Consider the following 21299-nt stretch of genomic DNA (forward strand, 5'->3'; position numbering starts at 1 on the left):
CCGGCTACTCCTTGACCGGGATGGACTGCGACTTCAGCGTCTGGATCGTGCTGGCCTGCGCGTCCTGCAGCGCCTTGAGCAGCGTCCCCTGCCCCGACACCGCCGCCTTGAACCCGTCGGACGCGTCCGCGTACGTCTGTGTCATCGTCGGCCCCCAGGTGAAGTCGGGCTTGACCTGCCCGGACGCCGTCGAGAAGACGTCGTAGATCTTCTGGTCGCCGTAGAACGCGACGCCCTCCGACAACGCCGGCAGCGCCGAGCCCGACTTCGCGGCCGGGTAGAGGTTGGCGACCTTGTTGAGCTCGGTCAGCGCCTCGCTCGACGTGTTCAGCCACAGGGCGAACTTCGCCGCCTCGTACGGGTGCTTGGAGCCCTTGAAGACCGCGGTCGACGAGCCGCCCCAGTTCCCGGCGACCTGGTCACCGGCGTTCCACTGCGGCATCGGCGCGACCGCCCACTTGCCCGACGTCTTCGGCGCGCCGGTGGCGATCGAGTTGGCGCCCCACACCGCCGAGACCCAGGTCCACGCCTTGCTCTCGTTGTACGCGTTGTTCCACTCGTCGGTCCACGGCGGCACCGCCGACACGAGCTTCTTGTCGATCAGGTCCTGCCAATAGCCGGCGACCTTCGTGGTGGCCGGGTCGGTGAGGTCGACCGTCCAGTTCGTGCCGTCGTTGGTGAACCAGTGTGCGCCGGCCTGCCACGCGAAGCCCGCGAACTGGTTGATGTCGGAGTTCGAGAAGTTCGTGATATAGCCGCCCGCCGCCTTCACCTTGACCGCGGCGTCGGCGTACTCCTGCCAGGTTGTCGGCACTTTGATGTTGTTCTTCTCGAAGAGATCCTTGCGGTAGAACAGCGCCATCGGGCCGGCGTCCTGCGGTACCGCGTAGACGTGCCCCTGCTCGCCGAAGCTCACCTGGTTCCAGGTCCAGTCCACGAACTGGTCCTTGGCCGCGGTCACGTCGGAGCACCCGGCCAGGTCGGTGAGCCCGTCCTGCACCCGGAAACTGGGCAGCGCGTCGTACTCGATCTGGCCGAGGTCGGGCGCGTTGCCGGCCTTGAGCTGGTTGAAGAAGTTCTGGTACGTGCCGCCGTTGCCGTTCGGGCCGGTCTGCACCGTGACCTGGATGGCCGGGTTGGCCTTGTTCCAGATGTCGACGACCTTCTGGATGTCGGGCACCCACGAGGTGAAGGTCAGCGTGACCGGCCCGCTCGCCGGTGCGCACGACGCGGCGGTTTTTTCGGCGCCCGAGGAGTCCGTCGAGGAACAGGCGGTCAGGGCGAGCGTGGACAGAAGTACGACTGCGATGGAGCGTCGCATTTTGCCTCCCATAGCGAGGGGATTTATTTGATCGATCCGGCACCGAGGCCGCTGCGCCAGAAGCGCTGCAGTGCGAGAAAAGCGATGATCATCGGCGCCAGCGAGACAAAGGCGCCGACCAGGACCAGGCCGCGCAATTCCGGCCGCTGGTCCACCTGCGAATTCCACGTGTAGAGCCCGAGCGTGACCGGGAACAGTTTCTGGTTCCCGAGCATGATCAGTGGCAGCAGGAAGTTGTTCCACACGGCCACGAAATGGAAGAGGAAAATCGTCACGAAGGCCGGTGCCATGAGGCGTACGGAAAGGGTGAAGAACGTGCGGACCTCGCCGGACCCGTCGATTCTGGCCGCCTCCAGGAGCTCGTCCGGAACGGACGAGGCGGCATAGATCCGGGCGAGATAGACCCCGAACGGGTTGACCAGGCTGGGCAGGAAGACGGCCCAGAACGTGTTCGCCGCGTGCGCCTTGCTGAACAGCAGGAACAGCGGCAGCGCGAGCGCGGTGGCCGGCACGAGCACCCCGCCGAGCACCACGTTGAAGATCGCCTCGCGGCCCGGGAAGCGGTACTTGGCCAGCGCGTATCCGCACATGCCGGCCAGCAGCGTGCCGAGCGCCGCCGCGCCGACCGTGTAGCCGACGCTGTTGACCAGCCAGCGGACGAAGATCCCGTCCTGATAGGTCAGCACCGCGCGGACGTTCGCGCCGAGCTGGAAGTGGTCGAACCAGAGCCCGACCCCGCGGCCGCCGGACTTGGTGGCGCCGACGAACAGCCACCACAGCGGGGTGAGGAAGTAGACCGTGCAGACGGCCATGACGAGCATGGCGGCGGCACGCCGGGTAAGCACGGTCATCGGGCGTCCCTCCGCTGGGTGAACACGGTCATCGGGCGCCCCTCCGCTGGGTGAACTTGAGGAACGAGAACGAGAGCACGAACGTGGCGAGCGCGAGCACGACCGAGAACGCGGCGGCCAGGTGGAAGTTCGGCACCGACGAGGTGGCGTAGACGGTCAGGTTCGGCGTGTACGTGCTCGACACCGCCGACGAGAAGCTGCGGAAGACCTGCGGCTCGGCGAGCAGTTGCAGCGTCCCGATGATCGAGAAGACCGTGGTGAGCACGATCGCCGGCCTGACCATCGGGATCTTGATGGACCAGGCCGTGCGGATCACGCCGGCGCCGTCGATCCGGGCCGCCTCGTAGATCTCCGGCGGGATCGCGAGCAGCGCCGAATAGAGGATCAGCATGTTGTAACCGACGTAGACCCAGGTCACGACGTTGGCGATCGACCAGAGCACGAGGTCGGCGCCGAGCAGATCGAGGTTCGCGGTGACCGCGGTGAACGGCGACAGATTCGGCGAGTAGAGGTAGCCCCACATGATCGCCGCGACCACCCCGGGCACCGCGTAGGGCAGGAAGAACGCCAACCGGAAGAACCGTTTGCCGCGCACCAGGCCGGAGTCGAGCAGCAGCGCAAGGATCAGCGCCAGCCCCAGCATGATCGGCACCTGCACGACGCCGAACAGCAGAACCCGCTCGACCGAGTGCCAGAACGGCGAGTCGGTGAAGACCCGGCGGTACTGCGCGAGGCCGCCGAAGACCTCGCGGGCCGGGCCGAAGGTGCCGGTGCGCTCGACCTTGTAGAGCGACTGCACGATCGCGTACCCGATCGGCACCAGGTAGAAGAGCGCGAACAGCGCGGCGAAGGGGGTGACGAAAAAGGCGATGGCGGGCAGGTGCCGTCGTGCGCCGCGAGGTCCGGTCACGGCCGTTCCCCTTCCGCTTCTGCCAGCACGCGTACGCCCCCGGGCGGCACCCGCACGAAACCGCTGTCCAGGCGTTCCCCGCTGATCAGGTCGGTGCCGGTCAGCGCGACGTCGATCTCGCTCGAGCCGTGGTTGATCGCGAACACGAATGATTTGCCGGATTTGCGCCGTCGCACGATCTCGACCTCGCCGTCGTTCTCAGGCCCGGTGGGCGTGACGCCCGCGGCGTCGATGGCCGCTCGCAGCGCCTTTCGCATGCCCGATTTATCCAGGAATGTTGCTAGATACCAGGCGTTGCCCGCGCCGAAGCGGTTGTGGGTGATCGCCGGCACGCCGGGGAGTGGCCCGTCCAGATAGGAGGCCACCGTCGCCGCCGTCGTGGTGCGGAGACGCTCGGCCCAGAGGCTCGCCGTGCCGCCGTTGTCGAGCGTGATCGTGGTGCCGGGCAGCAGCGGGGCGAACTGTTCGGCGTTGACCCCGAGCACCTCCCGGAACGCCCCCGGATAGCCGCCGGCCCGGATCCGGTCGTCCTCGTCGGCGATGCCGCTGAAGAAGGTGACGAGCACCGACCCGCCCTCGTCCACGTACTTCCGGATCCGGGCCGCCTGTTCGTCGGTCACGAGATAGAGGCACGGCACCACCACGAGGCGATACCGGTCGAGGTCACCGTCCGGGTTGATCACATCGGTGGTCACGCCGAGTTCGCGCAGTCCCCCATACGCCGCGTGCACCTGATCGAGGTAGTTCAGGGCGGTGGACGGCCGCCCCTCCTGTTCGGCCGCCCACCACGACTCCCAGCTGAACAGCACCGCCGTGTCCGCCTCCACCGTGGAGCCGGCGACGTCGGCGAGCCGCCGCAGCGCGTACGAGAGATCGAGGACCTCGCGCCACTGGCCGGTGTCGGTCCCGGCGTGCGGCACCAGCGCCGAGTGGAACTTCTCGCTGCCCTGCCGGGAGGCGCGCCACTGGAAGAAGCAGACCGTGTCGGCGCCGCGGGCCACGTGGGTGAGCGTGTTGCGCAGCATCTCGCCCGGCCTCTTCGCGAGGTTGTGCGGCTGCCAGTTGACCGCGCCGGCCGCCTGCTCCATGAGCATCCACGGCCGGCCGCCGGCCAGCCCCCGGGTCAGATCGGCGGCGAAGCTGAGCTCGGCCGCCGGGTCGCCGAGGCGGTGGTCGAGGTAGTGGTCGTTGGCGATCACGTCCATCCGCGGCGCCCACCGCCAGTAGTCGAGCTCGCGGATGTGCGCGGTGACCATGAAGTTCGTGGTGATCGGGATCGTGCTGTGCGCCCGCAGCACCGACGCCTCGGCCTCGTAGTAGGCGAGCAACTCGTCCGAGGAGAACCGCCGGAAGTCGAGCATCTGGGCCGGATTGCGCATCGACAGCGCCGCCCGGGGCGGGAGGATCTCGTCCCACTCTCCGTAGCGTTGGCTCCAGAACGTCGTACCCCATGTGGTGTTGAGGTTTTCTATTGATTTATAGCGATTTTTTAGCCAGAGCCGGAACGCGGCGCCCGACTCCTCGCAGTAGCAGAGCGTGTTGTGGCAGCCCAGCTCGTTGGAGATGTGCCAGAGCGCGACCGCCGGGTGGCCGCCGTAGCGCTGGGCCACCTGCTCGACCAGCTCCATGGCGTGCTTGCGGAAGACCGGCGAGCTCGGGCACCACGCCTGCCGGCCGCCCGGGTAACGCAGGGTGCCGTCGGCCGCCATCGGCAGGACCTCCGGGTGCCGGGTGGACAGCCACGGCGGGGGCGAGGCGGTCGCGGTGCCCAGGTTGATCCGGATGCCGTTGCCGTGCAGCAGCTCGACGATCCGGTCGAGGCGCTTGAAGTCGTACTCGCCGGGCCGCGGCTCGAGGTCCGACCAGCCGAAGACGTTGATCGCCACCAGCCCGATCCCGGCGGTCCGCATGAGCGCGACGTCCTCGGCCCACACCTCGGCCGGCCACTGCTCCGGGTTGTAATCGCAGCCCAACGTGATCAACGAAGGTTCCTCTCCCTGCCTGTGCACGTGCACACATTTCCGGGCCGAGAACCGCCGAGGTCAAATGTGTGAACGTGCACACACTAGGATCGGGTGTGACCTGCGTCAAGAGGCGGAAAGTTAGAGTCTCCCTGTGAAGTCCGGAAAGCGCGCCACCGTCCACGACATCGCCGCGGCCGCCGGGGTCTCCCGCGGCACGGTCAGCCGCGTGCTCAACGGCGGTTACGTGTCGGCGGCCGCGCGCGCCGCGATCGAGCGGGCCATCCGCGAGGTCGGCTACGTGCCCAACACGGCCGCCCGCAACCTGGTCATGCAGCGCTCACAGGCGATCGGCTTCATCGTGCTCGAGCCGCATTCGCTGTTCCTCGAGGACCCGAACATCGGCGGCATCATGCTCGGCGCCAACGCGACGCTGTCGGCCGCCGATTACCAGATGGTCAACCTGGTCGTCGACTCCGAGCGCGACACCGCCCGCATCACGCGGTACCTCAGCGGCGGTTTCGTCGACGGGGCCATCATCGTCTCGGCCCGCAGCCACGACCCCATCATCCAGGTGGTGGGCGGCCTCGCGCTCCCGTCGGCCTTCGTGGGCCATCCGCGCGATTTACACCCCGAGATTCCGTACGTGGGAATCGACAACCTCGCGTCCGCCGAAGAGATCACCCGGCGTCTGGTCACCACCGGCCGCCGCCGCGTCGGCATGATCGCGCCCGCGGTCGACCGCGACTCCGGCGCCGACCGCCTGATCGGCTTCCGGCGCGCCCTGGGCCCACTGTTCGACGAGTCGCTGGTGGCCGAGGTGCCGCTCTACGATTTCGCCTGCGGCGCCAAGGGCATGCGCACGCTCCTGGAACGCGACCCGACCATCGACGGCGTCTTCGCCGGCTCCGACGCGGTGGCGGCCGGCGCGATGGAGGCCCTACGCGAGGCGGGCCGCTCCGTCCCCGCCGACGTAGGCGTGGTCGGCTTCGACGACAGCTCGTGGGCCCAACGCACCCGCCCCACCCTCTCCACAGTGCACCAACCGGCCGGCGACATCGGCGAACACGCCGCCGACCTGGTCCTACGCCAACTACGAGGCGAAGACATCCCCCAACGAGGCCTGCTGCTCCCCTCCCCCATCGTCTGGCGCGCCTCCGCCTAGGTGCCTGCACTGCCACCACTTTCAACCCGCAGACCGCGCCGACCCGCCATCATGACGCCCTCATCGCGGTGCTGCTCAGCGCCAGATCCGCGCAAACGCCCGTTCGGCGGCGGCCACGGGCAGGGTGGATCGCAGTCGTTTCTCGCTCTCGCAGACCTTGGAATACACCTCGACTGCCAATGCTGCGGTCCAAGCCGGCGTCATCTGCCGGTCGCCATGCGGTCCGGCTCCGAGCAGCACGGCCCTCATGCGGTTGCTGGTGCTCGCGAACCGCTGCTCCCAGCAGCGGAGCGCCGAGCATGTCTTTGTCGAGCGCTGACGCCGCGCAACCATGGGGGTGCAACGCGCCTTCATCGCGGCATATGAGTATGGCACTTATGGGACGGAACGCGGCTATCGACGGTTACCGGTCGGGCTCGAACGACGCGGAACCGGGTTAGCCACGAATGCCGCCGCGCTAAGTCAGACCGGCTCGGTGGCCGACTATCGAAAGAACAAACCCAGCGACGAGTCCTCCGACAGTGAGTACCACGTCGCGGAGCCTCGAGCTTGCCCGATCACCCCTGCCCTGCTGCTCGAGATCTTTAATTGCAAGATCGATATCTTTGATTGCGAGATGCAGTGTTGCGTTGCTGGATTCCCTTAGGCCCTTCAGCCGACCTTCATAGGCCTCAACGTCTACCTGCAGGGTGCGGCGCCTATCCCTGATTGATTCCAATTGGGACTTTCGGAGCGTCTCCTCGACCCTCAGTCGGAATTTCTCCCGCCGCGCGCTTCGGATATTCCACAAAATCAAAAACGGACTGATCCAGCAAGCCGCCCATACAACCTCAAGGAGCGACGCCGACGATGACTGGCCACCTTCCGTCGACGCCGCGCCGCTCAACAATGTCGGAGCTGCTACATAACTCAATACAGCAGCCAGGCTGAGGCCGACAGCGAACCATACAGCCACGCGGATCGACCGCCGGTATGGCTCTCCACCCTCGCGCCACCACGCCGGGTGCTCGGGTATTTCATCGTCACTCAGCGACCTGGAGGCTAGGACCGTCGCCGTCATCCGGCGGTCGTCTCGCAGAGAGTAGCGCCTGCCCCCATATTGCAAGGGAATAAGCCACATACCCGCAACTCCGATCACGATGCCGGCCGCATGTCGAACCAGACCATGAGTCGTCAATTGAAAGATCAGGCTAGCCACAATACAAGCGAAAAAGCAACCGAGTGCCTTGAGTAGGGGTAGATCGATGACCGTATTCTTCCTGCGAGGTTCGATAGCCCCTCCCATGGTCGATAGCTCCATGGTACCCCGGCCCCGCAATCGGTTCGAGGCCGGCATAAGTCGTCCAGGCCGCCGAAGAATGCAGGAATCTCGGTCTGTAATTCATGATCATCAGTGTGGGCGAGACCCTATCGCGTACTTTATTCGGCATGTCTGTGTGCGTCGGCGGCCTTTCCTGTCCTCATCGCGGTTTGATGCGTGCCGGGTGGACGCTCGGCAGGTGATGCGGGCCGCGGGCCGTGCGAGGCCTGCTGTTGGGGTAGTCCCGGCGCCGGGAGGCCTTGGGGTGTGTTCAGGTTCCGGAGGCCATGTAGGCGGCGAGGATGTCGTTGGGGTGCCGGTCGAGGTTCTTACGTGCCCGGTCGTAGCGCATCGTGGTCTTCGGGTCGGCGTGCCGGGCGGCGATTTGCACGTCGCGCAGGCTGACGCCCGCGTCCAGCATGGTCGTGACGAACGTGTGTCTGAGCATGTGCGGGTGCATGCGCGGCATTCGGATCCCGGCCGTCTCCGACAACTGCTGGAGCCGGCGGGTCGCGGCGTGCCGGGCGATCCGCCGACCGAGCGTGTTGCGCAGGATCGGCCCCTGCAGTCGTCCGTCGACGGCGTGCTCGATCGCCCGGGCCACTGCCGGCGGCAGTGGGACCGGTGCCGTCTTGTCGCCGTTGCCGCGAATCTTCAGGACACGGTGGCCGTGTTGTTCGCCGAGGTCGGTGATGTTCGTGCCGCAGGCTTCGAAGATCCGCAAGCCGAGTAGGCCGAGCATCGCGATCAACGTGAAGTCGTTGCGGTGGCTGACTGCCGCGCGGCGCTGAGCAGGGCTTCGAATTGCAGGTGCCCGAGTCCGAGGGTGGGTGAGTCGGTCGGCATAGATGGCCGGCGTACGTGGTCGGCGGGCGAGTGGGCCAGGATCTGGTCGATGACGCACACGCGGTGGAAGCCGACCACGAAGAACAATCGCCGGGAGACGGTGGAGGGCTGGTATCGGCGGATCTCTGCAACCAGCGCACGTATCGTTCGATCTCGGCCGGCCAAAGATCTACCATGACGTATGTCTGACGAGACTGCGCAAGGCCCGGATTCGTTCAGATCGGTCGATCCACCGCTGGTCGAGTTCGAGATTGACTGCAGAGAGCTGATACCGGGTCATCGCGTCGTGTTGACCGGGTTGTCCGACAACGGCCGCTCGCGGTCCGATCTCACCTCTCGCGAGCAGGAAGTCGCATGCCAGATGGTGTCGCTGGAGTATGCCTTGATTCCCGGCGTGCGTCCCGACGAGGTGGTGGAGGGTTTCGACGAGGGGTTCGTGCTGCTGACGGGTTATCACGCTGACGTGGAGTTGCCGTGGACCACCGCCGGGTTCCACGGCATCGGTCCGGGTGGAATCGAGTTGTTCGAGGGCGGTGAGCGCACGAACGGCACTCTGGGCCCGTGGCCAGTACCCGACAGTGCTCGAAGGCTGACATTCGTGCTCCACCGCCCGCCGTCTTCACGGGTCGACCCGCACACGCCGGTAGTCGGAACGCTCGAGGTCGACCTTGTGCAGCGAGTCGCAGAGTGGGCGATGGAAACCTCTTGAAGCGAACTGATGTGCCAAATGAGCGCGTCAGCGTCGGAGGAGGCGGCGGTACCAGCGGTCGGGCGTGGGTGAGGATGAGTTGGCTTGCGCCGCGATCTGGTCGTCCTCCGGATTGACAATCCAGCGGGTACTCCCGGATTCGGTCCGGTCAACGAACAGGTGATGATTCCCGGCAGTGATCGCCCGTATGGCAGCGCGGGCATCCTCGGCGGTCTCGCGGTCAGGATGCCCGAGAGCGTCACGCAATACCCGGATGGCGTCATGCCGTAGGGAGTAAGCCAGCACTTGGCAAGCCCGGTAACGAACCAGCGTGGCGCGATCACTGACGGCTTCCATGCCCAACCCGAACGCGTCCTGGCTCGTCCGGGCGTATCTGATGCTGTGGAAGACGAGACGGACGCGTCCCTGATAACGGGTGGCCGTCGGGTACGCCGCGGCCAGATACGGCACCACGTCGACACCAAGCAGGCGCAGCCGAACCCACGCCTCTTCGGCCTCCGACTCAGTCCGCGCGGTAGCGACCACCGCTACCAGCCGCCGAGTCTCGTCGTCCTCCATGCCTACATACTCACCCGCCGGCAGCGCTTTCGGAGCCCTCGCGCGAACCAGCGAAGCACGCTGCTCCGCAGGTGGCCTCACCGCTCCGGGTCCACTCTGCCCGCACGGCAGCCTGTCGTCGTCATTCGCGCGTCGGGTCAGGATTCGGCGGCGCGACCGGGGCGGCCTGGCGGGGTGACCGACCTCGGAACGGACCACGAGGCTCGTCGTGCCGCGCGGTTGAGCCCGGGCGGACCGGACCGGACGGTTACCTGATCGGGGGATTTGCGGTCGGCGGCGGTTGTGGATGTTTGTCGGGCCATACGATGCCCGGAAGCGTCGAAAGGTTGGGCCGAGCGTGGGTGGGCGAGGTGTGAGGTCGTGCCGGCGGCAGGAGGCGTAGCCGATCTGGTTCCGCACGACCATTTCTGTTTCGTGTACGACCGGGACGCCGATGCCCGCCGTGCGGTTCTCGACTACGCCGTGGCCGGGTTTGCCCGGCGGGAGCGGGTCTGCGTGCTCACCGCCCACGACGCGGCCGTCGCCGAGATCGGCAGCGATCTGCGGGTCGCCGGCCTGCCCGTGGATGATCTCGTGGACGGCGGGGTGCTGGTGTTTGGCTCCGCGTCTGAGGCGTTTCTCGCGGGTGGGGTTTTTGAGCCCGACGCCCGGCTGGACGCGTGCGCCGACGCGGCCCGATCCGCGGTGGCCGATGGTCACACCGGATTGCGCGTCTACGCGGAGACCCATTTTCTGGCCGATCATCCCGACGTGCTGGCGGTGTGGCCGGTGTACGAGCTACGCGCCGACCTGCTTCTCAAACAGATCCCCATGACCGCGGTATGCGCGTACGACGCCCGCCGGTGGGCTTCCGGCAATCTCATGCTCGCCGAAACCCTGCACACCCGCCGATCCCGTGACCAAGGCTTCAGCCTGCATGCCGGCCGGGACGGCATGCTGCGGTTGGCGGGCGACATCGACAATGTTGTCGCCGATCAGGTGCATCGACTGCTGGTCGAAACGGCAGAGGCCAGGGCGACCGGCGTGCTTGACGTCAGCGGCGTGACCTTCGTCGACGTCAGCGGCGCACGAGGGATCGGCATGGCATGTGAGGTGATCGCCGGCCGGCACGGGCCGACCACGGTGCGAGGCGCTACACCGCTGCTCCGCAAGATCTGGAGACAGTCCAACTGGTCCGATTTCTTCCCCAATGTGATCCTCAAGGACTGACTGACAATGATCAGCGCAACGCTCATTCACGAAGCGCTCATCTACGACGATGACGACGGGTTCGTCTCGGCCCTCACCCCGTTCCTCACCGATGGCCTGCGCGACGGCGAGGCCGTCGTCGCAGCCGTTACCGCGCACAACATCGACCTGCTCCGGCAGGGCCTCGGCGCCGACGCCGGCAAGGTCACCTTTATCGACCGCGACACCTGGTACGTGCGACCCGCGTCGACCATCGCCGGATGGACAGACCTGCTCAACACCGCACAGGCACAGGGCTCACGGTCGATCCGCATCGTCGGCGAGGTCGCCTTCGGTATGCCTGCCAGACGCGACACCTGGATCCGGTACGAGTCGGCGATCAACGACGTCTTCGCCACGGCACCCGCCTGGATAATCTGCCCGTACGACACACGCCGCTTGCCGGAGAAGGTCGTCAGCAGTGCCCGGCGTACCCACCCGGTCGTGCGCGCCGACCAGCGCGAGCCGTCCCGGCTGTACCAGCGCCCCCGCCGGCTGCTGCGCGCCATCGCCGAGCCGGTCCCGCCGATCCGCAGGGAACCGCTGGTCGTGGTGAGCCTGGACGTCCCGATGAGCGCGCGCCGTGCCCGTTACGTGGTCCGGGCGGTGGTCGAGGGCCTCGGCTGGCAGCGGCCGGCGATCGACGATCTCTTACTGGTGGTCACCGAGATCGCCGTCAACAGCCTCGTCCACGGCCGCGGTGATCGCGACCTCAAGGTCTGGGTCGAAGACACCACGATCATCTGCGAGGTCACCGACCACGGCGACGGGTTCAGCGACCCACTCGTCGGCTACCGCCCACCCGCTCGATCCGGGCACCACGGCATGGGCCTCTGGATGGCCAACCAGCTCAGCGACTGGCTCGCCATCGACCACCACGACGGCACAACCCGCGTCCGGTTCTGCTTCAGCCGCTGACAATGGGGACCACCGGCGGGGCCGGACTGGGTCGGGGAGGGACGCGAGCGTGAGGGAACGCACCGGCCGGAACGGTCGCGCGCCGGGGCGCGAGGGACGACGGCGCTGATCCGGCGAAGGCGGGACTTTTCTGTCCTCGTACGATATGGGGATTTTTAGGCCAAATCGCTGGGATTGCGGCTGAAGACGAACGTGGCAATGTCGAGTTTTTCGACCGTGCCATCCGGGGCGCGGAGCACGCGCAGCACCTCGCCCTCGTTCTCGCCGTCGACGCCTCGCCAGCGATCGGGCGATTCGCGGACGAAGCGGGACCAATGGTGTGGGCCGGTCAATTCGAGGGTGTCGCCGGCGGCGTGGATCTCGTGCTCGCGGCCCATCCACCACCAGCGGCCGGTCAGCGCGGCGGCCTCGCCCTGGGGCGGCGTCGGGGGATGCCAGGGCGCGGGCGGTGCGGGCTCGCCATCCAGCGCGGTGGTCAAGGCCTCGAGCGCGACCTTGCGGATGTGGGTTTTTTGCAGGCCGTACGCGTTGGCGAACGCGATCACGCCGAGCCGGCTGCGGCGGTGCACCGCCAGATGGGCCACGTAGCCGGGCATGGAGCCGCCGTGGCCCACGAAGACGCGCTCGCCGACCCGGAAGAGCTGCAGGCCCAGGCCGTAGCCGCCGGTCCAGGACTCCAGATCGCTGATCACCACCGGTGCGCACATCTCGTCGACCGTTTCGCGGGGCAGGACGGCGGGCGCCGGGTCGGTGAGGAACGCGGCCCACTTGGCCATGTCGGTGACGGTGGACCAGAGCTGGCCGGCGGGGGCCATCGCGCCCGAGTCGAGACGTGGTTCCTCGTGCAGGCTGTCGTCCAGGGCGTGCACCACGAAGCCCCTGGCGAACGGCTCCATCGGGGCGTATGTCGTTCGTTTCATGCCCAGCGGATCGAGCACCCGTTTGCCGGCCAGCGTCGTCCACGATTCGCCGGTCACCCGCTCGAGCACGGCGCCGAGCAGGCCGTACGCGAGATTGGAGTACCGGTAGCGGCGGAACGGCGGGCCGGACAGCTTGTCGTAGCCGAGATCGGCGAGCAGCTTGTCGACGTCGCCGCCGGTGGTGCGTTCCCACCACGGGCCGTCCGGCTCGCGCTGCAGGCCCGAGACGTGCCCGAGCAGCTGGCGCAGCGTCACCCCGCCGATCGCGGTGCCGGGCAGATGGCGGTAGAGCAGGTCGTCGAGGGCGAAGAAACCCTCGTCGCGCAGCTGCATCACCAGCGTCGCGGTCAGCGTCTTGGTGATCGAGCCGATGCGGTACTGCGTCTTGGCGTCCGGCACCGGGTGCTCGCCGACGCCCGCGAAGTGCAGCACCGCGCGGTCCCGGACGATCGCCAGGACCAGCGACGGCGCACGTCCCTGGGCCTGGGCCCGGGCGGCGATCTCGTCGACCCGGCGGGCCGTCTCCGGCAGCAGCGACGGCGGCAGCGACACGGTGGACCCTCTCGACGTGATGGCTATTCTGAACAACTGCTGTGGCTACGCCAGGATGCGGCATTCGCGGAGCGTGCGTGGCCGTGCAACGATCGAAGAGTGGAAGCGATTCTCTGGATCGTGCTCGGCATCGCCTTGGCGATCGCCGAGGCTTTCACGGCCACCCTTCTGATCATCTTCTTCGCAGTGGGCGCGTTCGCGGCGGCCGGCGCCGCCGCGCTCGGTGCTCCGCTGCTGCTTCAGGTCATCGTCTTCGCCCTGGCCTCGGGCCTTTCCGTCGGCGCGCTCCGGCCGATCATCCTCCGGCACGCCAAGACCGCTCTCGAGACCGGTGACACGCCGTTCGGCATCGAGGCGATGCAGGGCAGCCACGGCACGGTGATGGAGGAGGTCGACGGCGAGCGCGGCATGATCAAGCTTGAGGGCGAGATCTGGCAGGCCCGTTCCTTCGACGGCACGGAGAAATACCTCCCGGGCGAACGTGTCCGGGTTGTCAAGGTCATCGGCGCCACGGCCATCGTGTGGCGCGATGACCTGCCCGACATCTAGAGCATCTAGAGAGGCGCCATGACAGCAGTGATCGGCGTACTGGTAATCGTGATCGTGGTGTTCGCCATCGTCACGCTGCTCCGGTCCATCCGCATCGTTCCGCAGCAGCGGATGGACGTGGTGGAGCGCCTGGGCAAGTACAAGCGCACCCTTACCCCGGGTCTGAACGTGCTGGTCCCGTTCGTCGACGCGGTGCGCAGCAAGGTGGACATGCGCGAGCAGGTCGTCTCCTTCCCGCCCCAGCCGGTGATCACCTCGGACAACCTGGTCGTGTCGATCGACACGGTCCTGTACTTCAAGGTCGTCGACCCGGTTCGGGCCACGTACGAGATCTCCAACTTCCTTCAGGCCATCGAGCAGCTGACGGTGACGACCCTGCGTAACGTCATCGGCTCCCTCGACCTGGAGCGCGCCCTGACCAGCCGCGAGGAGATCAACCGCCACCTCTCCACGGTGCTCGACGAGACCACCGGCCGCTGGGGCATCAAGGTCACCCGCGTGGAGATCAAGGCGATCGAGCCGCCGCCGTCGATTCGCGACTCGATGGAGAAGCAGATGCGCGCCGAGCGGGAACGACGCGCCACCATCCTCAACGCCGAGGGCCACAAGCAGGCCCAGATCCTCACGGCCGAGGGTGAGAAGCAGGCCGCGGTGCTGCGGGCCGACGGTGACCGGCAGTCGCGGATCCTGCAGGCCGAGGGCCAGGCCAAGGCGATCCGCACGGTCTTCGACGCGATCCACACCGCGAACCCGTCGCAGAAGGTGCTGGCCTACCAGTACCTCCAGGCGCTGCCGCAGATCGCGAACGGCTCGGCGAACAAGGTCTGGATCGTCCCGACCGAGTTGACCAAGGCCCTCGAGGGTCTGGGCGGCGCGCTCGGCGGGCTGGCCAACATGGCCGGCGACGTTCCGCGGGCGTCCGTCAACGCGGACGAGGTGGAGCGCGAGGCGGCCGCCGCGGCCCAAGCGGCGGCGGATGCGGCGGCCCAGGTGGACGAGCAGGTGCGGGTGGCCGAGGCGCAGGTCTCGGGAGATCCGGACCGTACGGCTGCGCTGCCGGCGCCGGAGCCGATCCCGCCGTCGGCCGCGCTCGGCGGGGCCGACTACAACGGAGTGGCGGAGCGCGAGCGCGCCTGAGCCGTTGACTGACGGAAACGGCCGGCCCGATTGTCGGGGCCGGCCGTTTCGTGTTTGGCCGGTCAGTCGGTGGAGCTGCCGGCGGCGCTGGCGGTCGGCTCGGGAGCGCTTGGGTCGGCGCTGGGCTCCTCGCTGGGGGCGGCCGAAGCTCCGCCGTCGCCCGCGCCGTTGTCGCCCGCGCCCGCGCCGGCGATTCCCGCGGCGGCCTTGGCGTCGGCCAGCGCCAGGCAGGTCTGGAGCAGCGACTTCTGGGCGCTGGCCACCGCGGCTGCGGCGGCCGCGTTCTGGTCCGCGGCGCCCGCGGCGCCCTCTTCACCGGCGGCTTGCTCGCCGGCGGCCTGTTCCCCGGCGGCCTTGTCGTCGGCCGCCTTCATGGCCTTGGCCCACTTCGCGGCGAGCTTCTTGGCCTTGGCCTTCTTCGCCGCGGCGCCCTGCTGCGCCGCGCCCTGCTCGCCCTGCTGCGCCGAGCCCTGCTGGGCGGCACCGGCCGAACCCTCGGCCGCCGCCGCGTCGGCCGCGAACGTGTCACAAGCCGTCTCGAGAGCTTGCGCCGAGGCGAGAGCCGCGTCCCCGGCACCCTGCTCCTCGACCGGCGCGAGCTTCTCGCCGTCGCAGAGCACGTCGGCCGCCTTGATCTCCAGCTTCGTGCACTGGGAGACGTCGAACTGCTGCCCTTCCACCGTGATCACATCGGCGGCCTTCGGGGTGGTGCTGGCGGATGCGAGCTGAACGCCGGCGAGCCCGGCCGCGACCAGAACACCGCCGATGACGACGGCACCGAGCACTTTCCGCCGGTCGGGCCCCTGGTTCCTTCGGTACGCACGCGATCTCATCATCACTCCTCGTTCGTGGACGTCGATGTGGTCGGTCGGCCCCCTGTACGGACCCCACCCGCGCACGGGTTCAACGCTCTCCGTCGCCGCCCCTCGCCCGAGCCCGCGTTTCCGCAGCTCACCGGGCCGAGAATAATTTTGAAATCGATCGACCCAGTCACCCGCCCGATACCAACGCCCGACCTGAACGTTTTCTGGGTATTTATCAGCTTTTCTGGCAATCACCTGCGAGTCATGGGGACATTTGGAATGCTCGGCGCAGGATCCCGACGGTTGCCCCCGGTCCGCTCGGCCGGAGCCCACACGAGGCGGCACCATGAGCACCAGCCATCACCACACGGCCAGCGGCCGGCCGCTGCGGGTCTCTCCGGCCTGGGTAGGCGGCGCCCGCCCGCCCCTCGACACCCCCGATCAAGACCAAGATCAAGATCACTTGCTTCCCGTACGGGAGGCAGTCTGGGTCTGGTCGGTACGGCGCTACGCCCGCCTGGCGCTCTGGGCACTACCCGCCGCCGCGGTCCTCGACGGCTGGCTCACCCTGGGCATCGGCACCCCGCCCGGCCCGCTCGCGGTGTCCCTGGCCGCCGACTGGCTCGCGACGATCGCCATGCTGGCCCTGTCCGCGGTGCTGGCCGGCACGCGCACCCGCCGCTCCGCCCTGGCCGGCCTCCTGATCGCCCTGGCCGGCACGATGCTGACGCTCCCGCTCGCGGCCCTGCCCGCCGGCACCCTGGCCGAGGGTGCACCCCTGACGGTCGACCAGCTCAAACTGGCCGCCGCGGCCGCCACCGCCGTCACCGGCACCGGCTGGCTCCTGCTCGGCTGGGCCGTCTTCCGCTCCCGGCTGGTCAACCCCGCCGACGGCGTCCTCCTGATGCTCGCCGCCGTGGCGATCGGCGCCGGCTCCTACGCACGACAGCCCCTGCCGACGGTCGGCGCCCTGCTCCTGCTGGCCGCGGGCACCGGCCTGGCCTGGACCGGCTCCCGCCTGATCCCCCGCGCATAGCCCGGCCCGATCCTCGACCTCAACCGTCACCGCACCGCCGACATAGCCCAGGCATTCAGTTGGATCAGGGCCGTATGCCGGCGTGGGACGGCGAAGAGAGCGCGTCGAGAATCAGGGTGAGGCCGAAGTCGAACTCGGCGCCGAAGTCGTACCCGGGCTTGAGGATGTGCTCGGTGGTGAACTCGATCAGGTGCGGGTAGAGGTCGGGAGCGCTCGACGGCATCATCGAGGTGGCGACCTCGGTGACGGTCTCCGGGCCGTTGATGGGCAGCGCCGACTCGGACAGCGCGAACCCGAACACGTAGCTGTCGATCAGGGCGAACGCGTGCGCGGTCATGGCCATGGAGAAGCCCGCCGATCGCAGCGAGCCGATGACGGCGTCGTGATGGCGCAGCGTTGCCGGGCCGGGGTGGGTTCGCGATTGCAGCAGCGGGATCGCCCACGGGTGCCGGCGCAGCACGGCGCGGGCCGACGCCGACCGGCGACGCATCTCGGTCCGCCAGTCGCCGTCCGGTGCCGGCAGCTCGATCTCGCTGAAGACGCGGTCGACGATGCCGTCGATGATCTCGCTCTTGTTGGCGACGTAGTAGTACACCGACATCGGCTTGACGCCGAGCTCGTGGGCCAGCGAGCGGATCGTCAGTGATTCCAGGCCGCCCGCGTCGGCGATCGCGAGGGCGCCTTCCAGCACCCGCTCCCGGCTGAGCGGCGCGCGTGCCGGGCGCTCGCCGCTGTCTGTTTTCACGATTCTGCCTCCAGCCATCGCTGATTCGTACTTTGTACTGTAGCTTTCGTACTTAGTACGGTGGGAGTGCCCCGCCGAGCCGGAGGGAAGCCATCATGAGATCCGCTCACCACACCGCCACCCATACCGACCCGGCCACGGCCGGCCGCTCGATGCGGGCGATCGTGCAGGACCGGTACGGCTCGGCCGACATGCTGCGCCTGGCCCGCATCGACCGGCCCGAACCGACCGCCGGTCAGGTGCTGCTGCGCGTGCAGGCCGCCGGCCTCGACCGGGGAACCTGGCACCTGATGACCGGCCGGCCGTACCTGATGCGCCTCGTCTGCGGTTTGCGCGGGCCGAAGCGCCGGGTCCCCGGCCGCGACGTCGCCGGCACCGTCATTGCCGTCGGCCCCGGCACCACCGGGTTCGCGGTCGGCGACGAGGTGTACGGGATCGGCCAGGGCTCGTTCGCGGAGTACGCCGTGGCCCGGGCGGACAAGCTGGCCCGCAAGCCGGCCAACGCCACCTTCGCGCAGGCCGCCGCCGTACCGGTGTCGGCACTGATCGCCCTGCGGGCATTGCGCGACGTCGGCCGGGTCCGAGCCGGGCAACGGGTCCTGATCACCGGAGCGTCCGGCGGCGTCGGCAGCTACGCGGTTCAACTGGCGACAGCGTTCGGCGCCGAGGTCACCGGCGTGGCCAGCACCGCCAAGCTCGAGCTGGTGCGCTCCCTCGGGGCCGTCCACGCCCTGGACTACACCCGGCAGGACTTCGCTGACGGCGCACCCGGCTACGACCTCATCCTCGACATCGCGGGCAACCCCACGCTGTCCCGGCTGCGGCGTGCGCTAGCGCCCCATGGCACTGCGGTGATCGTCGGTGGCGAAGAGGGCGGCGACTTCAGCGGCGGCATGAACCGCCAGTTCCGGGCGCTGGCCCTGTCACCGCTGGTGAAGCAGCGACTGGCCATGGCCATCGCCGACGAACGCGGCAGCGACCTCGTCACGCTGGCGGAACTCATCGAGGCGGGCTCCGTGACGCCCAGCGTCGACCGGACCTACCCGCTGGAAGACGCGCCCACTGCCATGCGGCACCTGGAATCCGGCGCCGTCCGCGGCAAGACCGTCATCACGCCGTGAAACGCCTGATCGCGGTCACCGTAGGCATTCTGTTTTTCGTTCAGATGGCCACCGCCATGGCCGGCTCCTCGTTGATCGAAGCATTTGTCGACGGTGAGGCCGGACAGGGCCGATACCTTCTGAAGGAACTGCAAGTAGTGCCGAACCACCTGCTCTGGGTATACATCCCGACAGCTGCGGGCGGCCTGATCCTCACCTACCTCCTCTTTGTCTCACGATTGGTTCCTCGACCCATCGCGATACTCGGCATCGTGGGATATGCCGCACTTTCCCTCGGGGTGCCGCTCGACCTCCTCGGCGTCCTCAACCTGAATGACGGGTCCGGGCTTGTGCTGCTCGCCCCCGGTGGACTGTTCGAGGCCGTCGTCCTGCCGATCTGGTTGATCGCGAAGGGCTTCACCGCACCGCCATCCGCCAAGATTTTCACCGCACCGGCTCTGGCACCAGCAAGCTGACCAAATTTGGATCGCACGCCGCGACCGCCGCTGACGAGTTCAGCGTTGTGGCGCCAGCAAGGCTGGGAGCTTCCAAGACTATCTATTTCCGGAGGAAGGAAGCACACTGCGCGTAGTGAGCGGCGTTGGCCGATCACGAATCGCGGTCCCCCGCAAAATGTGGGAGCGGGCTGCACTGAGGAGAGCACGATGAGGATAACGAACGCGAACCTCATGCGCTGGGCGGGCTTATGCGCCGTGATAGGCGGTTTGTGTTACGTATTTGTTGGCATATTCCACCCAGCAAATGTGCCGGCGTCAGTGATCACTACGCGGTGGGCGACAGTTCACGTGGTTGCCTGCGCCATGTCCTTCTTCGGGCTGCTCGGCCTGGTCGGACTCTACGCCAGGCAAGCAGTGAAGTCCGGTTGGCTCGGCCTGGCAGGCTTCATCTTGCTGAGTCTATGGATGGTCGTCAGCATGGGCTTCAGCTTTGTTGAAGCATTCATACTGCCGCATATGGCGACCGCCAGCCCGGCCCTCGTGGATGGCTGGATGAAAATGTTCAACGGCGGCACCAGCACAATGAACTTAGGAGCCCTGCCAACGCTGTGGACACTCACCGGGCCTGTCTATATTCTCGGTGGCCTCCTGTTCGGCATCGCGACGTTCCGGGCGCGCATTCTTCCTCGCGGCGCCGCCGTGCTGCTTGCCCTGGGGACTGCGTTAGCGCCCCTTGCGGGCCAACTTTCCCTCGCCGCGCAGCCGAAGATCGCGATACCGACGGGACTGGCCCTGGCCTGGTTGGGGTACGCGCTCATGGTTGAGCGGCAAGCGCCGGCCGTACCAGTCGAGGACCACCAAGCGATCCAAGCAACCGTATGAGTACCACCGCTGCCTCATCGCACAGAAGGATCTCGCTAGCGGCGGGCATCGCCTACGTCCTCACCTTTGTCTCCATACCGACACTGGCGCTTTACAACTCGGTCAAGGGTGCGAACTACGTTCTCAGCCCGGGACCAGACACTGCTGCCTTGGTCGGTGGCCTCCTGGAAATCATCGTGGGTCTCGCCGGTATCGCCACCGCCGTCATTCTGTTTCCGATACTCAAAAAGCAGAACGAGTCGTTCGCGCTGGGTCTCGTGGCGGCCCGCATTCTGGAGGCCGCCACCATCTTCGTCGGTGTCGCCTTCCTCTTGTCGATCGTGACGTTGCGACAGGACGGTGCGGGCGCGGATGCGCTGGGCGTCAGCCATGCGCTCGTCGCCCTCTACGACCGAATCTTCCTCCTCGGTCAGAGCTTCATGCCCGCGGTTTGCGACCTGCTCCTGGGGTTCATGCTGTACAAGTCGAATCTGGTGCCGCGACGACTATCGCTGATCGGCATCGTTGGCGCCCCCGTCCTCGTTCTCGGCTACCTCGGAATCATGTTCGGCGCGATTGACCAGCACGGCGCTTTGGCGGGGCTGTCCGCACTCCTGGTCGCGGTATTTGAGTTCTCGCTCGGTGTCTGGCTCATAGTCAAGGGATTCAACCCTGAGGCGGTCGTCGCACTTGAGTCCGAACACCCGCTCGTTGACCAGAACCGCACACCGGCGGCCGCATCTGTCAGACAGATAGATGGCGAGACGCAAATTGACCAGGTGCGCGCTTCTGGCCGATGAGCGGACACGCCGCCCACCCGCCACGCGTCGGACCGCGAGGGGTGTTCGTTGCCGCGCCCTTTGCTCTGCTTACCAATACGCGCCGTTCGGCCCGCCTGCGCACGGTGGCTCGGGGCATGGACTGCAGAGCGGCTGCGCGTAGGGGTAAGCAGAGCAAACGGTGCCCGCGGTATCCGGATCTGCCGGCTCCACCGGCTGAACCCGAAGGAGAAGCTGACCGGCTGCCGGCCACCGGGCATACCAGCTCGCGCGCCGCCCGGCTCCGCCGATCGCGGCGGGAGCGTGCCAGGCGCGCTCGGGCCGCCCCCGACCGAGGCTGGAGATTGACGCCGAACCCTCACACCGTCGAGGCGTCGAACGCCCGATCCTGCAGTTCGCGTTTCGACCAGGCAGCGAGGCGAACGCGTTCTACGGGGAGGTCGCCGACGTCGAGAAGGCCGATCTCAAGGAGACCTTCACGTTCGGGCGGGAGGATGAGGCCGGCGGCCACTACCGGGAGCGGGAGACCGCGGCATCGGTCGACTGATGCCGACCAATCGGGCGCAGGCCGGCGCGGCCACACCGCCGGTGAG

Annotated in this window: 21 protein-coding genes; 11 read left to right on the forward strand and 10 right to left on the reverse strand. The window is 67.7% G+C overall.

What is annotated here, in order from left to right:
* Window positions 1-4: 4 nt before the first annotated feature.
* The 4 genes from A3CQ_RS0106335 to A3CQ_RS0106350 are packed head-to-tail and all read right to left on the reverse strand — an operon-like array spanning window position 5 to window position 5064.
* Entirely contained in the window at window positions 5-1321 is a 1317-nt protein-coding gene (locus A3CQ_RS0106335; protein WP_020510082.1) for an ABC transporter substrate-binding protein, read from the reverse strand.
* Window positions 1322-1344: 23 nt separating this feature from the next.
* Window positions 1345-2172 (reverse strand): carbohydrate ABC transporter permease, encoded by an 828-nt coding sequence (locus A3CQ_RS0106340; RefSeq protein ID WP_020510083.1) that lies wholly within the window; start codon window positions 2170-2172, stop codon window positions 1345-1347.
* Between the two features lie 28 nt (window positions 2173-2200).
* A complete protein-coding gene (locus tag A3CQ_RS0106345; protein WP_020510084.1) occupies window positions 2201-3082 on the reverse strand; it encodes a carbohydrate ABC transporter permease in 882 nt (293 codons plus the stop codon).
* On the reverse strand, window positions 3079-5064 hold the full coding sequence (locus A3CQ_RS0106350; protein WP_020510085.1) for a beta-galactosidase: 1986 nt from the start codon (window positions 5062-5064) through the stop codon (window positions 3079-3081). The genes A3CQ_RS0106345 and A3CQ_RS0106350 overlap by 4 nt, the downstream gene beginning before the upstream one ends.
* Before the next feature lie 133 nt (window positions 5065-5197).
* On the opposite strand from A3CQ_RS0106350, the gene A3CQ_RS0106355 reads away from it, so the two are divergent.
* On the forward strand, window positions 5198-6208 hold the full coding sequence (locus A3CQ_RS0106355; protein WP_020510086.1) for a LacI family DNA-binding transcriptional regulator: 1011 nt from the start codon (window positions 5198-5200) through the stop codon (window positions 6206-6208).
* Between the two features lie 75 nt (window positions 6209-6283).
* Here A3CQ_RS0106355 and A3CQ_RS61615 read toward each other — a convergent pair whose 3' ends face one another.
* Together A3CQ_RS61615 and A3CQ_RS62015 are read right to left on the reverse strand one after the other, a co-directional pair.
* Window positions 6284-6457 (reverse strand): hypothetical protein, encoded by a 174-nt coding sequence (locus A3CQ_RS61615; protein ID WP_169516260.1) that lies wholly within the window; start codon window positions 6455-6457, stop codon window positions 6284-6286.
* Between the two features lie 1322 nt (window positions 6458-7779).
* Entirely contained in the window at window positions 7780-8250 is a 471-nt protein-coding gene (locus tag A3CQ_RS62015) for a tyrosine-type recombinase/integrase (protein ID WP_211216459.1), read from the reverse strand.
* Between the two features lie 285 nt (window positions 8251-8535).
* On the opposite strand from A3CQ_RS62015, the gene A3CQ_RS0106365 reads away from it, so the two are divergent.
* Window positions 8536-9063: a hypothetical protein gene (locus A3CQ_RS0106365; protein WP_020510088.1), complete on the forward strand. Its 528-nt coding sequence runs from the start codon at window positions 8536-8538 to the stop codon at window positions 9061-9063.
* Between the two features lie 27 nt (window positions 9064-9090).
* On the opposite strand, the gene A3CQ_RS0106370 is transcribed toward A3CQ_RS0106365, so the two are convergent.
* Entirely contained in the window at window positions 9091-9621 is a 531-nt protein-coding gene (locus tag A3CQ_RS0106370) for a hypothetical protein (RefSeq protein ID WP_020510089.1), read from the reverse strand.
* Window positions 9622-9981: 360 nt separating this feature from the next.
* Here A3CQ_RS0106370 and A3CQ_RS0106375 point away from each other — a divergent pair, with 360 nt between their 5' ends.
* Both A3CQ_RS0106375 and A3CQ_RS0106380 read left to right on the forward strand, forming a co-directional pair.
* Window positions 9982-10830, forward strand: coding sequence for an MEDS and STAS domain-containing protein (locus tag A3CQ_RS0106375; RefSeq protein WP_020510090.1), 849 nt, complete (start codon window positions 9982-9984; stop codon window positions 10828-10830).
* Between the two features lie 6 nt (window positions 10831-10836).
* Window positions 10837-11766, forward strand: coding sequence for an anti-sigma factor RsbA family regulatory protein (locus A3CQ_RS0106380; RefSeq protein WP_020510091.1), 930 nt, complete (start codon window positions 10837-10839; stop codon window positions 11764-11766).
* Window positions 11767-11921: 155 nt separating this feature from the next.
* On the opposite strand, the gene A3CQ_RS0106385 is transcribed toward A3CQ_RS0106380, so the two are convergent.
* Window positions 11922-13238 (reverse strand): serine hydrolase domain-containing protein, encoded by a 1317-nt coding sequence (locus tag A3CQ_RS0106385; protein WP_020510092.1) that lies wholly within the window; start codon window positions 13236-13238, stop codon window positions 11922-11924.
* 99 nt (window positions 13239-13337) lie between these two features.
* Between A3CQ_RS0106385 and A3CQ_RS0106390 the strand changes: the two genes are divergently transcribed.
* Together A3CQ_RS0106390 and A3CQ_RS0106395 are read left to right on the forward strand one after the other, a co-directional pair.
* A complete protein-coding gene (locus A3CQ_RS0106390; RefSeq protein WP_020510093.1) occupies window positions 13338-13787 on the forward strand; it encodes an NfeD family protein in 450 nt (149 codons plus the stop codon).
* 18 nt (window positions 13788-13805) lie between these two features.
* On the forward strand, window positions 13806-14924 hold the full coding sequence (locus A3CQ_RS0106395) for an SPFH domain-containing protein (protein ID WP_026205392.1): 1119 nt from the start codon (window positions 13806-13808) through the stop codon (window positions 14922-14924).
* Window positions 14925-14986: 62 nt separating this feature from the next.
* Here A3CQ_RS0106395 and A3CQ_RS0106400 read toward each other — a convergent pair whose 3' ends face one another.
* Complete coding sequence (locus A3CQ_RS0106400; protein WP_063713542.1) at window positions 14987-15757, reverse strand: hypothetical protein; 771 nt, start codon at window positions 15755-15757, stop codon at window positions 14987-14989.
* A 316-nt stretch (window positions 15758-16073) separates the two neighbouring features.
* Here A3CQ_RS0106400 and A3CQ_RS0106405 point away from each other — a divergent pair, with 316 nt between their 5' ends.
* On the forward strand, window positions 16074-16763 hold the full coding sequence (locus A3CQ_RS0106405) for a hypothetical protein (protein ID WP_026205393.1): 690 nt from the start codon (window positions 16074-16076) through the stop codon (window positions 16761-16763).
* A 64-nt stretch (window positions 16764-16827) separates the two neighbouring features.
* Here the strand turns inward: A3CQ_RS0106405 and A3CQ_RS0106410 are convergent, their stop codons facing one another.
* The gene (locus A3CQ_RS0106410) at window positions 16828-17508 is read right to left on the reverse strand and encodes a TetR/AcrR family transcriptional regulator C-terminal domain-containing protein (RefSeq protein WP_020510097.1); all 681 of its coding nucleotides are present in this window, start codon (window positions 17506-17508) and stop codon (window positions 16828-16830) included.
* Between the two features lie 152 nt (window positions 17509-17660).
* On the opposite strand from A3CQ_RS0106410, the gene A3CQ_RS0106415 reads away from it, so the two are divergent.
* From A3CQ_RS0106415 to A3CQ_RS0106430, 4 genes are all read left to right on the forward strand, one after another.
* Entirely contained in the window at window positions 17661-18629 is a 969-nt protein-coding gene (locus A3CQ_RS0106415; protein ID WP_026205394.1) for an NAD(P)-dependent alcohol dehydrogenase, read from the forward strand.
* Complete coding sequence (locus A3CQ_RS0106420) at window positions 18626-19084, forward strand: DUF4386 family protein (RefSeq protein ID WP_020510099.1); 459 nt, start codon at window positions 18626-18628, stop codon at window positions 19082-19084. Before A3CQ_RS0106415 ends, A3CQ_RS0106420 begins: the two co-directional genes overlap by 4 nt.
* Before the next feature lie 189 nt (window positions 19085-19273).
* Window positions 19274-19948 carry a hypothetical protein gene (locus A3CQ_RS51710; protein ID WP_063713521.1) on the forward strand — a complete coding sequence of 225 codons (675 nt, stop codon included), beginning with the start codon at window positions 19274-19276 and terminating at the stop codon, window positions 19946-19948.
* Complete coding sequence (locus tag A3CQ_RS0106430) at window positions 19945-20727, forward strand: DUF4386 domain-containing protein (RefSeq protein WP_020510101.1); 783 nt, start codon at window positions 19945-19947, stop codon at window positions 20725-20727. Before A3CQ_RS51710 ends, A3CQ_RS0106430 begins: the two co-directional genes overlap by 4 nt.
* The last annotated feature ends 572 nt before the right edge of the window (window positions 20728-21299 follow it).

This window comes from Paractinoplanes globisporus DSM 43857 (assembly GCF_000379645.1).
Taxonomy (GTDB): Bacteria; Actinomycetota; Actinomycetes; order Mycobacteriales; family Micromonosporaceae; genus Actinoplanes; species Actinoplanes globisporus.

Bases quoted from the DNA above. Each gene is read 5' to 3' on its own strand.
- A3CQ_RS0106335 (WP_020510082.1), bottom strand. From the start codon at position 1,321: ATGCGACGCTCCATCGCAGTCGTACTTCTGTCCACGCTCGCCCTGACC.
- A3CQ_RS0106380 (WP_020510091.1), top strand. From the start codon at position 10,837: ATGATCAGCGCAACGCTCATTCACGAAGCGCTCATCTACGACGATGAC.
- A3CQ_RS0106365 (WP_020510088.1), top strand. From the start codon at position 8,536: ATGTCTGACGAGACTGCGCAAGGCCCGGATTCGTTCAGATCGGTCGAT.
- A3CQ_RS62015 (WP_211216459.1), bottom strand. From the start codon at position 8,250: ATGCTCGGCCTACTCGGCTTGCGGATCTTCGAAGCCTGCGGCACGAAC.
- A3CQ_RS0106405 (WP_026205393.1), top strand. From the start codon at position 16,074: ATGAGCACCAGCCATCACCACACGGCCAGCGGCCGGCCGCTGCGGGTC.
- A3CQ_RS0106430 (WP_020510101.1), top strand. From the start codon at position 19,945: ATGAGTACCACCGCTGCCTCATCGCACAGAAGGATCTCGCTAGCGGCG.
- A3CQ_RS0106395 (WP_026205392.1), top strand. From the start codon at position 13,806: ATGACAGCAGTGATCGGCGTACTGGTAATCGTGATCGTGGTGTTCGCC.
- A3CQ_RS0106370 (WP_020510089.1), bottom strand. From the start codon at position 9,621: ATGGAGGACGACGAGACTCGGCGGCTGGTAGCGGTGGTCGCTACCGCG.
- A3CQ_RS61615 (WP_169516260.1), bottom strand. From the start codon at position 6,457: ATGAGGGCCGTGCTGCTCGGAGCCGGACCGCATGGCGACCGGCAGATG.
- A3CQ_RS0106400 (WP_063713542.1), bottom strand. From the start codon at position 15,757: ATGAGATCGCGTGCGTACCGAAGGAACCAGGGGCCCGACCGGCGGAAA.
- A3CQ_RS0106340 (WP_020510083.1), bottom strand. From the start codon at position 2,172: ATGACCGTGCTTACCCGGCGTGCCGCCGCCATGCTCGTCATGGCCGTC.
- A3CQ_RS0106415 (WP_026205394.1), top strand. From the start codon at position 17,661: ATGCGGGCGATCGTGCAGGACCGGTACGGCTCGGCCGACATGCTGCGC.
- A3CQ_RS51710 (WP_063713521.1), top strand. From the start codon at position 19,274: ATGAGGATAACGAACGCGAACCTCATGCGCTGGGCGGGCTTATGCGCC.